Origin of the sequence: Dactylosporangium sp. NPDC005572, from assembly GCF_040605515.1 — a bacterium.
In the GTDB taxonomy this organism is placed as follows: domain Bacteria; phylum Actinomycetota; class Actinomycetes; order Mycobacteriales; family Micromonosporaceae; genus Dactylosporangium.
Window position 1 is genome coordinate 1 of the sequence record NZ_JBEXCY010000134.1, and the last position, 11780, is coordinate 11780.

The 11780-nt window shown below is 74.7% G+C and carries 13 protein-coding genes and 1 pseudogene; 7 read left to right on the forward strand and 7 right to left on the reverse strand.

Annotated features, from left to right (window positions below; genetic code table 11):
- Positions 1–391, forward strand: a pseudogene (locus ABZS66_RS41615) (MFS transporter); the annotation flags it as partial.
- 4 nt (positions 392–395) lie between these two features.
- On the opposite strand, the gene ABZS66_RS41620 reads toward ABZS66_RS41615, so the two are convergent.
- Entirely contained in the window at positions 396–1289 is an 894-nt protein-coding gene (locus ABZS66_RS41620; protein WP_354767781.1) for a DUF4437 domain-containing protein, read from the reverse strand.
- Positions 1290–1368: 79 nt separating this feature from the next.
- On the opposite strand from ABZS66_RS41620, the gene ABZS66_RS41625 reads away from it, so the two are divergent.
- Both ABZS66_RS41625 and ABZS66_RS41630 read left to right on the forward strand, forming a co-directional pair.
- Positions 1369–1914 carry a TetR family transcriptional regulator gene (locus tag ABZS66_RS41625; RefSeq protein WP_354767783.1) on the forward strand — a complete coding sequence of 182 codons (546 nt, stop codon included), beginning with the start codon at positions 1369–1371 and terminating at the stop codon, positions 1912–1914.
- The gene (locus ABZS66_RS41630; protein ID WP_354767785.1) at positions 1911–2654 is read left to right on the forward strand and encodes an arylmalonate decarboxylase; all 744 of its coding nucleotides are present in this window, start codon (positions 1911–1913) and stop codon (positions 2652–2654) included. Before ABZS66_RS41625 ends, ABZS66_RS41630 begins: the two co-directional genes overlap by 4 nt.
- Before the next feature lie 3 nt (positions 2655–2657).
- Here ABZS66_RS41630 and ABZS66_RS41635 read toward each other — a convergent pair whose 3' ends face one another.
- Both ABZS66_RS41635 and ABZS66_RS41640 read right to left on the reverse strand, forming a co-directional pair.
- The gene (locus tag ABZS66_RS41635; RefSeq protein ID WP_354767787.1) at positions 2658–4067 is read right to left on the reverse strand and encodes a hypothetical protein; all 1410 of its coding nucleotides are present in this window, start codon (positions 4065–4067) and stop codon (positions 2658–2660) included.
- A 64-nt stretch (positions 4068–4131) separates the two neighbouring features.
- Positions 4132–4902 (reverse strand): IclR family transcriptional regulator, encoded by a 771-nt coding sequence (locus tag ABZS66_RS41640; RefSeq protein WP_354767789.1) that lies wholly within the window; start codon positions 4900–4902, stop codon positions 4132–4134.
- Positions 4903–4974: 72 nt separating this feature from the next.
- Between ABZS66_RS41640 and pcaH the strand changes: the two genes are divergently transcribed.
- Genes pcaH through ABZS66_RS41655 form a run of 3 tightly spaced genes read left to right on the forward strand, consistent with a single transcriptional unit; the run spans position 4975 to position 6997 of the window.
- Positions 4975–5718 (forward strand): protocatechuate 3,4-dioxygenase subunit beta, encoded by a 744-nt coding sequence (gene pcaH, locus ABZS66_RS41645; protein WP_354767791.1) that lies wholly within the window; start codon positions 4975–4977, stop codon positions 5716–5718.
- Positions 5715–6260 carry a protocatechuate 3,4-dioxygenase subunit alpha gene (gene pcaG / locus ABZS66_RS41650; RefSeq protein ID WP_354767793.1) on the forward strand — a complete coding sequence of 182 codons (546 nt, stop codon included), beginning with the start codon at positions 5715–5717 and terminating at the stop codon, positions 6258–6260. The genes pcaH and pcaG overlap by 4 nt, the downstream gene beginning before the upstream one ends.
- Positions 6257–6997 carry an alpha/beta fold hydrolase gene (locus ABZS66_RS41655; protein ID WP_354767795.1) on the forward strand — a complete coding sequence of 247 codons (741 nt, stop codon included), beginning with the start codon at positions 6257–6259 and terminating at the stop codon, positions 6995–6997. Before pcaG ends, ABZS66_RS41655 begins: the two co-directional genes overlap by 4 nt.
- Positions 6998–7033: 36 nt before the next feature.
- On the opposite strand, the gene ABZS66_RS41660 is transcribed toward ABZS66_RS41655, so the two are convergent.
- Together ABZS66_RS41660 and ABZS66_RS41665 are read right to left on the reverse strand one after the other, a co-directional pair.
- A complete protein-coding gene (locus tag ABZS66_RS41660; RefSeq protein ID WP_354767797.1) occupies positions 7034–7873 on the reverse strand; it encodes an EamA family transporter in 840 nt (279 codons plus the stop codon).
- Positions 7874–7974: 101 nt separating this feature from the next.
- Positions 7975–8460: a hypothetical protein gene (locus ABZS66_RS41665; protein WP_354767799.1), complete on the reverse strand. Its 486-nt coding sequence runs from the start codon at positions 8458–8460 to the stop codon at positions 7975–7977.
- Between the two features lie 122 nt (positions 8461–8582).
- On the opposite strand from ABZS66_RS41665, the gene ABZS66_RS41670 reads away from it, so the two are divergent.
- Positions 8583–10001, forward strand: a complete 1419-nt coding sequence (locus ABZS66_RS41670; protein WP_354767848.1) for an MFS transporter — start codon at positions 8583–8585, stop codon at positions 9999–10001.
- A 28-nt stretch (positions 10002–10029) separates the two neighbouring features.
- Here the strand turns inward: ABZS66_RS41670 and ABZS66_RS41675 are convergent, their stop codons facing one another.
- Together ABZS66_RS41675 and ABZS66_RS41680 are read right to left on the reverse strand one after the other, a co-directional pair.
- On the reverse strand, positions 10030–10896 hold the full coding sequence (locus tag ABZS66_RS41675) for a hypothetical protein (protein ID WP_354767801.1): 867 nt from the start codon (positions 10894–10896) through the stop codon (positions 10030–10032).
- A gap of 229 nt (positions 10897–11125) precedes the next feature.
- A complete protein-coding gene (locus ABZS66_RS41680) occupies positions 11126–11653 on the reverse strand; it encodes a hypothetical protein (RefSeq protein ID WP_354767802.1) in 528 nt (175 codons plus the stop codon).
- Between the last annotated feature and the right edge of the window lie 127 nt (positions 11654–11780).

Here is an 11780-nt window from a genome sequence, read left to right on the forward strand (position 1 = left end):
GTACAGGTCTTCGATGTCCCGCGGGTCGAGCTGCGGGACCTTGTCGAGCGCGGCCGGGCCGTTCGGTCTCGTGACCGGCATCGCGATCGTCGCCGCCGGTGCGGGCGCCACGTTCGTCGCCGCGACCACGACCGCCCTCGCCCACGTCGCACCGGACCGGGCCGGGGTCGCGTCGGGTGTCGTGAACACGTTCCACGAGCTCGGCGGCGCGTTCGGGATCGCGGCGGTGTCCAGCATCGCCGCCGGCAGCCTCGCCCCCGGCGCGGGCGGCGGCGGCTTCGTCGGCGCGCTGGTCTTCGCCGCCGTCACCGCGATCGCGGCCGCCGCGCTCGCCCTGGTCGTCGTGCCGGGTGGGCGCCCGCCCGCCGGCGCGGTCGCCCACCTGCACTGAGCCGTCACTGGTACGCCGGGTCGGTCCAGCGGCCGATGCTGCGGGAGCGGACCGGCTCGATGAACCGGGGCGCGGCGCTCAGCGGGAAGCCCGCGCCCCAGTTGGTGGCGTCGCCGCGCATCTCGACGCGGGCGTTGTCGGTGTACCAGTCGACGAGGTCGGCGTCGGAGCGCACCAGCCAGGTGCAGCCGGCCTCGGCGTCGGCCGTGAAGTCTCCGTGGCGGATCAGCGGCGGGCGCCAGAAGTACGTGCCGGGCCACATCCTGCCGAAGTTGTACTCGAAGGCGCCGTCGAGGCAGTACGCCTCCTCGGAGCAGGGGTGATGGGCCAGCGGCACCTCGCGCCAGCCCGGCCGGGCCCTGATGAGGCGGGTGTAGAAGCCCGTCCTCTCGTCGCGGTGCAGCAGCTTGATGTACAGGCCGGGGACCGGGGTGCCGCCGAGGTCGAAGCGCATCGGGCTGCCGTCCCTGACGTCGATCCACGGCATCCGCGCGGTGTCCAGGACGACGAGCCGCTGGTCGGGGCGGACGGTGGCGAGGGAGGCGCCGGCGGGGTCGAAGTGCCAGTCGCCGTACTCGCGGTACAGGAGGATCTCGGTGCCGGCGGTGACCGTGAGCGGCGGGGTCCACACGCCCTTCGGGGCGGTCCAGTATCCCTCGGGGCCGAGGACCGTGTCGCCGATGACGACCTCGCCGGACAGCACGTACCACTCGGTGTCGGCGTGGTGGAACCCGGCCGGGCGGGACCAGTCGCCGGTGAACCGGACCTTGAGCGACGCCGAGCCGTCCTCCTCGTCGTAGCTGAGGTTGCGCTGCTCGGCGGGGCCGGTGGCGTGCTGGAACTCGGCGACGTGCCAGATGAGGTCGCGTTCGTCGACGATCTCCACGTGCGGGCGCATCGGGGCCTCCTTGCGGTCGGTTTCCGGTGCAGAATGTATCGGTTACCGGTTTCGAGTACAAGGTGTACCGTGAACGCTCGTGACCCGCCCCGGACGGCCCGCCGGCCCCACCGACGACACCGCGACGGTCGTGCTGACCGCGGCCCTCGACCTGCTGCTGGCCGAGGGCGCCGCGGCGCTGACCGCCCAGCGGCTGCACCAGGTCACCGGCGTGTCCCGGTCGACCGTCTACCGGCACTGGCCGACGCCGGGGGACGTGCTCGCCGCCCTCATCGACGTCGCGCCGGTACCTCCCGCGGCACCGACCGGCGAGCTCGCGCGCGACCTGCACACCGCGGTCGACCAGCTCTGCGACCGGCTCCGCGACCGGCCCGTCGGCGCGTTCCTGCAGGCCCTCGTCGTCGCCGGCGAGGCCCGGCTGCGCCACCGCTACGTCAGCGACCTGCTGGCCCCGTTCCACACCGTGCTGCGCGCCGCCGGCGTCGCCGCGACCGACCGCGAGGACGCCGTCGCGACGATCGCCGCGCCGCTGCTGCTCGACGCGCTGCTGCTGGACCGCCCCGCGGCCCGGACCCGGGCGCACCGCATCGTCGACGACGTCGCCCGGAGGCTCACCCACCCATGACCAACGCCGTCGGACCCCGCGCCGTCTTCGGCGTCATCGTGCCCAGCACCAACACCGTCGTCGAGCACGACTACTGGACCGCCCGCGTGCCGGGCGTCGCCTACCGGGCCGGCTCGATGTACATCCCCGACCCCACGATGGCCGACGACGCCGGCTTCGAGGCGCTGCTCGTGCAGATCCGCGCCGCCGTCGACACCGCCGTCCGCGACGTGCTCACCGCCGAGCCGGACCGCCTCGTCATGGGCATGTCCGCCGAGACGTTCTGGGGCGGCGTCGAGGGCAACGCCGCCTTCGAACGGCGCCTGCGCGAGCGCACCGGCCGGCCGGTGACGACCGGCGCGAGCTCCTGCCGGGCGGCGCTGCACGCGCTCGGCTGCCGGCGGGTCGCGGTCTTCTCGCCGTACCAGCCGATCGCCGACCGCGAAGTGGGGCGCTTCTTCACCGAGGCCGGGTTCGCCGTCACGGCCGTCACCGGCCTGCGCTGCCCGACCGCGACCGACATCGCCCGCGTCCCCGACGAGCGGCTGCGGGCCACCGTCGCCGCGCTCGACGGCCCGGACGTCGACGCGATCGTCCAGGTCGGCACGAACCTGTCGTTCGTCGCCCTGGCCGACCGCCTCGAGCGGGAGCTGGGCAAGCCGGTGGTCGCCATCAACGCCGCCACGCTGTGGCACGCGCTGCGCGAGCACGGCCTCCCCGACCGGGTCACGGGCGCCGGAAGCCTGCTCCGCGAGCACTGACCGTCAGTCGGGGACCGTGATGCCCCGCCGGCGGGCGTACTCGCGGTGGGCAGCGCTCACCGCGTCGATGTAGCGGGCGAGCACCTCGTCGGCCGGCAGGGGCCGGGACAGCTGGACCTCGAACCACTCGCGGTCGGCGTGGAACGCGGACTGCACGTCCGGCTGCGCGGCGAGCTGCTGCTCCAGCAGGTCGTCCTCGTCCTCCTCGGGGCCGGTCTCGACGATCGACTTGACCTCGTCACTGAGGCTCAGCTCGTACTTCCAGCCGTCGCCGGCGACGTGCAGGAACTCGCACAGGTCGGCGCGCGGGATCGCGTCCCCTTCGGGGTCGGCGTCCATCACCGCGAGGAACACGCGCGGCGCGCGGGCCAGCGCGGCCGCCACCGGATCGGTCGAGGCGAGCCGGCGGGCGGCGTAGCCGGCCGCGTTGCCCGGATACCGGTGGTCGGGCTCGATGCCGGCCACGGCCGGCTCCGCCGGGTGCTCGCGCCGCGCCGTGGCGTCGGCCGCCGCCTGCCGGGACCGCGCGACCTGCTGCCGCTCGGCGTCCGGCCGCCCGCCCAGCCACCCGTCCAGCTCGGCCCGCTCGGCGTCGGTGAGCTGCGCCCCGCAGAGGAACGCGACCACCTCGTCGACGTACTCACCGGGTGGGGCGGGAAGCCGGCCGGTCCACAGGGCGAGGCCGCGCCGGACGAACCGGGCGCCCCGCGGTGCCGGCGACCGCGGCGTGTGGTGCCAGGCGTCCGGGTCCGGCGCCTCGGTGAGCCGCCAGATCAGCTCGTCGTACTGCGAGCGCAGCGCGGCGCGGAAGCCGTCCGGGTCGGGCCGGTCGGCGCCGTCGCCGAACACCACGTCGCCGAGCCGGGCCTTGTCCTCGTTGGCGACCCGGCGGTCGGCGATGAACGCGGCCTCCACCGCGGCGGCGTTGAGCTTGCCCTCCGCGTGGAGCGCCGCGAGGACCCGCGCAGCGGCGGGCCGGCCGGTGAACCCGACCGGGGTCGACAGCAGCCGCCGCAGCAGCCGGATGCGCGCCGGCGACGGCGGCGCCGCGATCGCCTCGTCGGCGAGGGCGTCGAGCGCCGGCTGGCCGGGCCGGGTGTCGGCGGCGTCCACGATGGACAGCAGCGCGGCGGTGCGCCGCGGGGTCGGCCAGGGCGCGTCGAGCACGTCGGCGGCGAACACCAGCCGGTGCGGTGACCCGGCCGGTGGCGCGGTGTCGGGGGCCGGCGGCGGGAACACGGCGTCGCACAGCGCCTCGAGCTGCGCCACCTCGTCGTCGGCGTCCATCAGCAGCGCGAGGAACGGCTCGATGACCTCGCGCGAGAACACGGCCACGGTCCGGCTGAAGCCGGCCCGGTCCCCGTCGCCCGCCTGGGCGCGGGCCTGCGTGACGAGCTCGCGGAGTGCGGTCATGCGCGGTGCTCCCTCCCCCGGGATCCGGCTGAGCAGCCACCGGGCACCGTACCAGGAACGGGCCTCAGTCCGGGGGCGGCGCCGACTCGTCGAGCACCCGGCCGATGCCCTGCGTCGCGACCCGCAGAGCGGCGACGAGCTGCTGGCGGTCTCGGCGCAGCTCGGCCACGACGATGCCCAGCGCGGCCACCACGTCGGTGCCGCCGCGCAGGACCGGGACGGCGACGGAGCTGGCGCCGATCGTCATCTCGTCGGCGGTGGTGGCGTAGCCGTCGCGGCGGACCCGCTCCAGCTGGGCGGCGAGCAGGTCGGCGCGCACGACGGTGTACGGCGTGACCCGGCGCAGCGAGCCGAGGACCTCGGCGACGACCTCGTGCGGGGCGTGGGCGAGCAGGACCTTGCCGACGCCGGTGCAGTGCAGCGGCAGGCGGCCGCCGACCCGGCTGACGATCGGCACGGACTCGCTGCCGCCGAGGCGGTCGAGGTACAGCACCTCGGTCCCCTCCCGGACGGCGAGGTGCACGGTGGCCCGGGTGGCGGCGAAGATGTCGTGCAGGAACGGCGAGGCGAGCTCGCGCAGGCCGGTCTGCACCGGGGCGAGCAGCCCGGTGCTCCAGATCCGCCGCCCCACCACGTAGTGCCCCGGCTCGCGGCGGGCGAGCGCGCCCAGGCCGACGAGCTCGGCGACCAGCCGGTGGGTCGTGGCGAGGGGCAGGCCGGCCCGGCGGGACAGCTCGGACAGGGTGAGGCTGCGGTGGCGGTCGTCGAACGCGCCGAGCAGGGCGAACGCCCGGGACACCACCGACGCCCCGGGGGTCGACACCCGTCCGGCCACCGCCGTCTCCCTTCCACTGAGTGGAAGTCCAGCGTAGACCACCCGGGCCGGTCGCCCATACCGTTGCACCCCATGACGCCCACCCTCCCGGCGCAGCGGGAGATCTCCGCCGAGATCGCGGCGCTGCACGCGGGTGCACCTCCCGCGCGGCAGCCGCTGCTGGCCTTCCCGCCGTACCGCAGCTCGATCCTGCGCCACCCGACCAAGGACCTGCACCACGCCGACCCCGAGGGCGCCGAGCTGCTGGCACCGGTCTTCGGCGACAGCGACGTCGACCCGCTCGAGGCCGACCTGACCATCCAACACGGCGGCGAGCCGATCGGCGAGCGCACCGTCGTGCAGGGCCGGGTCCTCGACGGCGACGGCCGGCCGATCCGCCGCCAGCTGGTCGAGATCTGGCAGGCCAACGCCGGCGGCCGGTACATCCACAAGCGCGACCAGCACCCGTCCCCGGTCGACCCCAACTTCACCGGCGTCGGCCGCTGCCTCACCGACGACGACGGCAACTACCGCTTCGTCACCGTCAGGCCCGGCCCGTACCCGTGGCGCAACCACCGCAACGCCTGGCGGCCCGCCCACATCCACTTCTCCCTGTTCGGCACCGACTTCACCCAGCGGCTCGTCACGCAGATGTACTTCCCCGGCGATCCGCTGTTCGACCTCGACCCGATCTACCAGTCGATCACCGACCCGCGCGCCCGGGAACGGCTCGTCGCCACCTACGACCACGACCTGTCCGAGCACGAGTGGCTGCTCGGCTACCGCTGGGACATCGTGCTGACCGGATCGCACCGCACCCCGCTGGACGCCGCATGAGCCCACTGCCGCCCACCCCGGGCCAGACGATCGGCCCCTTCTACGGCTTCGCGCTGCCGTACCCCCGCGGTCACGAGCTCGTCCCGCCCGCGCATCCGGCCGCGATCCGCCTGCACGGCACGGTGTTCGACGGCGCGGGCGTCCCGGTCCCCGACGCGCTGCTGGAGATCCGCCAGGCCGGCGCCGACGGCGTCGTGCCGGCCGTCGAGGGTTCGCTGCGCCGCGACGGCACCCGCTTCACCGGCTGGGGCCGCGCCGCGACCGACCCGGGCGGCCGCTACAGCTTCACCACCGTCGAGCCCGGCCCGACCACCCCCGGCCGCCCGCCGTTCTTCGCCGTCGCGGTCTTCGCCCGCGGGCTGCTCGACCGGCTGTTCACCCGCGCCTACGTGCCCGGTCCGGGCGCCGGCGACGACCCGCTGACGGCCGGGCTCGTCGCCGAGCGCGACGCCCACGGGGACCTGCGCTTCGACATCCACCTCCAGGGCCCGCGCCAGACCACGTTCCTCACGTTCGCCCGGCCCGCGGCGGACCCTGCGTGATCGCCGCGACCCGGCTCGGCGGCTCCGGCGAGCGGCTGCTCGTGGTCGGCCCGTCGCTGGGCACATCCGTCGAGGCGCTCTGGGAGCGCACAGCCGCCCTGCTCGGCGACGTCGAGGTGATCGGCTGGGACCTGCCGGGCCACGGCCGCTCCCCGGCGGCCACCGCGCCGTTCACCGTCGCCGACCTCGCCGGTGCGGTCGCCGAGCAGGGCAGCCGGGCCGGCGGGCGGCCCGTCTGGTACGCCGGGGTCTCGATCGGCGGCGCGGTGGGCTTCCAGCTCGCCGCCCGCCCGACCCCGTTCGCCGGCGTCGTCGCGATCGCCGCAGCGCCGCGGATCGGCACCGCCGGCGCGTGGCACGAGCGGGCCGCGCTCGTGCGGCGTTCCGGAACGGCGGCGCTGGTGCCCGGAGCCGCCGGGCGCTGGTTCGCCCCCGGCTTCGCCGGACGCGAGCCGGCCGTCGCGGCGTCGCTGCTGCGCGGGCTCGCCGGCGTCGACGCCGAGTCGTACGCCCTCGCATGCGAGGCACTGGCCGCGTTCGACCTGCGGGGCGGTGCGGCCGTCGTCCCGCTCGCCGTGCTGCCCGGCGAGTTCGACGTCGTGGTGCCGCCCTCCGCCGTCGCGGCGCTGCACCCGGCGGTCCTGGCCGGCTGCGGCCACCTGCCACCCGTCGAGCGCCCCGCGGAGACCGCCGCCGCGATCCGGCGAGCCATGCGCCTCGACGGGGGTACCACCTGACCGTCACCCGGGCCCGCGCAGTGCCGTCGCGGGTCGTCACAGGCTCATGAGGACGACGCCGGCGGTGATCAGGACCGCGGCCGTGACGCGCCAGCGGCCGAAGCGCTCGTGGAACACCAGGGCGCCGATGGCGGCGCCGACGATGATGCTCGTCTCCCGCAGCGCGGCGACCGGGCCGAGCGCGCCACGGGTCTGCGCCCAGAGCACCAGGGCGTACGCGGTGAGCGAGAGCACCCCGCCGATGAGGCCGGTGGTCAGGTGCGGCCGGACCTGGACCCAGAGCTTGCGGCCGCGGGCGACCAGCGCGGCCAGCGGCAGGACCGGCCCCTGGAGCAGGAACAGCCAGCCGGTGTAGCCGGCGGTCGTGTGCGCCTGTCGGACGCCGAGCCCGTCGACCGTCGTGTAGGCGGCGATGGTCACCCCGGTCAGCAGCGCCGCGGCGATCGCCGGAAGCTGGGCCCGGCCGGGCCGGCCCCCGGCGAACATCAGGCAGCCCAGCCCGGCGGAGATCACCACGAGCCCGGCGGCCTGCGCCGGCGCCAGCACCTCCCCGGCGAACACGGCGGCACCGACCGCGACGAGCCACGGCGACGTGCCCCGGCTGATGGGGTACACCTGGCTGAAGTCCCCGAGCTGGTAGCAGCGCATGAGCAGCAGGTTGTAGGCGACCTGCAGGACCGCGGAGACCGCGATGAACGGCCAGCTGGCCCGGGCCGGCGCCGGGCTCGCCAGCACGATGCCCGCGGCGCAGACGGTGTAGCCGGTGCCGATGAGCACGAACCCGACCAGCCGGTCCTCGAGCGCGTGGACGACGGCGTTCCACGACGCGTGCAGCACCGCGGCGAGCAGCACGGCCAGCAGTGCGGTGACGGGCACCGGGAAGCTCCTTCGCTCGGCGTCCCGTCCCGTCCCGGGGCCTGGCTAGCTTACCCGCGGCGGCGCTCTTGGTATATCCACCGCGACCTGTGCAGCGGCCTTCAGTGCAGCGCGGCCTTGAGCGCCACGAGGACCACGCCGAAGCTGCCGGCGACGGCCGTGGACACCACGCGCTCCGCGGTGCTGAGCCGGCCGGCGCGGCCCACCTCCCAGCCGGCCAGGGACAGCAGGGCGGTGTTGCCGGCCAGCGCCAGCAGTACCGCCGGAAACTGCTCGACACCGAACAGGTCGAGCACCACGAGGGCCGCCAGCGGCAGGGCCGACGCGGTGACGATCTCCCAGCCGCTGGACAGCTGCCGCCGCACGACCGGCCAGGCGGGCCGGTGGCCGTCGTGGATGCGCTCGGCGACCAGCCGCGCGTAGCGTTCGGCGCTCCAGTAGACGGCGAGGGTGAGCAGGACCGCCAGCGCCGTGGCCAGCGCCGAGTGCGCGTGCGAGGTCGCCATGACGGCGCCGCTCACGATGAGGCCGTAGATGCCGGCCGCGGTCCCCTCTTCGGTGGCCCGCAGGAGCAGCCCTTTCGGCACCCGCGCCCACCTCCCCCGCTCGATCGCGTCGCCCCGGTATGCCCGTCGCGGCCGTCGGTAACCCTCACCCCGCAGGGGCGATGCGGCGGGCCGCGCGCGCAACGGACGATCGGTGCGTGCCGATGTCGCCGCGGGCGATGGTCCTGCCCCTCGCGCTGGCCCAGTTCATCTGCAGCTACGCGGGCACGGCGATGAACGTCGCCATCGCGCCCATGGCTCGCGACCTGGGCACCACCGTCTTCGGTGTGCAGACGACAATCACGCTGTTCACGCTCACCATGGCTGCCCTGATGATCCCGGGCAGCAAGCTCACCGACGTGTGGGGCCGCAAACGGTGCCTGGTGGCGGGGCTGCTGCTGTACGGCGTCGGGGCGCTGCTCGCCGCGGTCGCGCCCGGGCTGGGCGTGATGATCCTCGGCAACGCGCTGCTGGAGGGCATCGGCTCGGCGCTGATGATCCCGCCGATCTACATCCTGATCACGGTCGCGTTCCCGGACCTCGCCACCCGGGCGAAGTACTTCGGCGTCGTCAGCGGCGCCGGCGCGCTCGGCGCCGCCACCGGCCCGCTCATCGGCGGCCTCATCACCAGCTTCGTCAGCTGGCGGGCGTCGTTCCTGCTCCAGGTGCTGGTCATCGGGTTGATCGTCGTGCTGATCCGCCGCGTGCCCAGCCCGGCCCGCACCACCGAACCCGCGCGGTTCGACGTGACCGGCGCGGTGCTGTCGGCGGCGGGTCTCATGTTCGTCGTGCTCGGCGTGCTGCTGTCGGCCACCTACGGCTGGGGCACGGCCCGGACGGACTTCGCCGTCGCCGGGCACGTCGTCATCCCGGAGGGCGGGATCTCCCCGGTGTGGCCGTCGCTCGCGCTGGGCGCGCTGCTGCTCGCGGTGTTCGTGCTGCACCTGCACCGCACCGCACGCGCGGGCCGCGAGCCGCTGCTGCACCTGCGGCTGTTCCGCAACCGGCCGGCCAACCTCGGCCTGGGCACCCAGGCGGTGCAGTGGCTGGTCATGCAGGGCACGTTCTTCGTGACGGCGGTGTACCTCCAGGAGGCCCGCGGCTACGACGCGATCGCGACCGGCCTGGCGCTGACCCCGGCCACGGCCGGCATCCTGCTCTCCTCGGCCGCCGCGGAGCGGCTCGCCCGCCACCGCGCCCAGCGCACGCTGATCGTCGCGGGTTTTGTCCTCACGGTGGCCGGCATGGTCCTGCTGCTGGCCCTGGTGCGCGACGGTACCGCCCTCTGGCGCACCGCGCCGGGCCTGCTGCTCGCCGGCCTCGGCCTGGGCACCATGCTGACCGCGTCGGTGAACCTGGTGCAGTCGGCGTTCCCCGACCGCGACCAGGGCGACATCTCCGGCCTGTCCCGCTCGGTGTCCAACCTCGGCTCGTCGCTGGGCACGGCCCTGGCGGGTTCGGTGATCGTGGCGGCCGCCCACCCGGCCGGCCGCCCGTACGCCGCGTCGCTCACGGTCCTGGTCGTCGTCGCCGTGGTGGGCCTGGTCCTGGCGGTCCTGCTGCCCCGGGCGTCTGACGCCTAGTCTCACCCACGGCCGGCTGCCGACCGGATCACCGCGCCAGCGGAAGGTAGGTCGGTTCGGTCGCGCGGGGCTTCACCGCGACGATCTGCGCGCCGTCCGGCCGGACGTTGGGGGAGCTGAACAGGCCGCTCGCCAGCAGCGTCGGTGTGTCGCACGCCGTGATTCGGCATTGGTGGAGCCCGGCAGCGTCGCCGTACCGGACGTTGATCACGAGCCTCCCGTCATCGGTGACCGCGACGTCGTGCGGCCTGCGGTACCGGACGCCGGCCACGTCGACCCGGCCGGTGACCCGGTCCTGCACCACGAGACGCCACTCCTCGCCGATGCCCACCGCTCCTTTCGCCGTGGCCATCATGCCGTAACAGACGGGGTCGCAGACGTGGAGGAAGAACGCGAGATACCGCTCGTCCGGCGACAGGGAAGGGCCGTTGGCCAGCACACGCGCGGTGCAGCCCGGCCCGTCGACCGGCGGGAGCGCCGACGCGAGGTCCACGGCACCGCCCGGCAGCGGCACCGTCACGTCCAGCGGCCGCACCTGCCCGTCGACGACCGTACCGATGCCGTAACAGCCCACGGTGATGTAGTCGATGAACGCGGACCGGCTGGACTCGGACCAAGCAGCACCGAAGTAGTTGGACATGGGCACCAGCCGCGCGGTCGACACCGAGGCCAGCGGTTCGGCCCGACGGGTGTTCGGATCGAATGACGCGAACATCACCCGGGGATTGTTCCCGCCGCACAACACGGCGAGCCCGATCCGCGGCGCCGGCAACGGGAACACGGCCGTCACCATGGAGATGGAGCACACGCCGCCGACCGGCACCCCTTCGAGACGGCCACCGGGCCGCCCGATCCACAGCGTCGGGTCCTCGTAGAAGCCTTCCTTCACCAGCACGACGTCACCGTCCGCCGTCCAGCCCGCCCTGTTCAATTCCGCACGGCCGTCGCCGACACATCCGCCGAGCAGCGTCAGGACAAGCCCGACCACCACCAACAACCCGGTACGGCCCGACCTCATGGGTGTGTGCCCCGCGAGTCGCGGCAGTGCTCGCAATGGGTGGCTCGCCACGACACCGTGTCGCCGTGTCGATGCGCCGCCCTCCGACCGGCGAGCGGCCGACGCATCAGAGTTGGAACACGCGGATCTCGTCGTCATCGGCCCCACCGCCCAGCACTGCGGCGACGCGCTTGCGGTCCGGGGCGATCGACACTCCACCGTAGTCGCCGTCCGCGAGGCGCCGGACCTTGCCGCCGGGCAGGTCGACGCGCCACAAGGCCCAGTCGCCGTCGCGCTTGGCGGCCACGACCAACGTTCCGCCGTCCCGGGACAGCGCGGCGCCGCGGATATCGGCGAAGCCGCGCAGCACTTCGTGGCCGACGCCGTCCGCACCCGCCCGGTACAACACCTGGGGCGCGAGCAGTCGCTGGTCACCCCGCAACCCTTTCGCCTGGAGCGAAGCGTCCAGGACCTCGGTCGTACCGGAGTAGCCGCAGCGGGCCGAGACAGCCATCCGACCGTTCGGCAACGCCCGCAGGCCGAATTCCTCCGCCTCGCAGCCGGCGCCCGCCTGCTCGTCGCGCACGTCCTTCCCGCCGGGACGGACGCTGCGGAGCTTGTTGGGCGCCTGGTTGATCCGCTCCTCGTAATACACCCGGCCGTCGGACAGCCAAGCCACGTCTCGCACCGAGCCGCTACCCCGTCCCATCAGTCGCCCTGCGTATTCAGCAACCACGGCGCGCTGCTGTCCACCAGCATCGCCCGGACGACGGGTGGTCGGG

What these genes read in the sequence shown, in the direction of transcription:
- ABZS66_RS41620 (WP_354767781.1), bottom strand. Translation starts at nt 1,289, where the DNA reads ATGCGCCCGCACGTGGAGATCGTCGACGAACGCGACCTCATCTGGCAC.
- ABZS66_RS41630 (WP_354767785.1), top strand. Translation starts at nt 1,911, where the DNA reads ATGACCAACGCCGTCGGACCCCGCGCCGTCTTCGGCGTCATCGTGCCC.
- ABZS66_RS41635 (WP_354767787.1), bottom strand. Translation starts at nt 4,067, where the DNA reads ATGACCGCACTCCGCGAGCTCGTCACGCAGGCCCGCGCCCAGGCGGGC.
- pcaH (WP_354767791.1), top strand. Translation starts at nt 4,975, where the DNA reads ATGACGCCCACCCTCCCGGCGCAGCGGGAGATCTCCGCCGAGATCGCG.
- pcaG (WP_354767793.1), top strand. Translation starts at nt 5,715, where the DNA reads ATGAGCCCACTGCCGCCCACCCCGGGCCAGACGATCGGCCCCTTCTAC.
- ABZS66_RS41670 (WP_354767848.1), top strand. Translation starts at nt 8,583, where the DNA reads ATGTCGCCGCGGGCGATGGTCCTGCCCCTCGCGCTGGCCCAGTTCATC.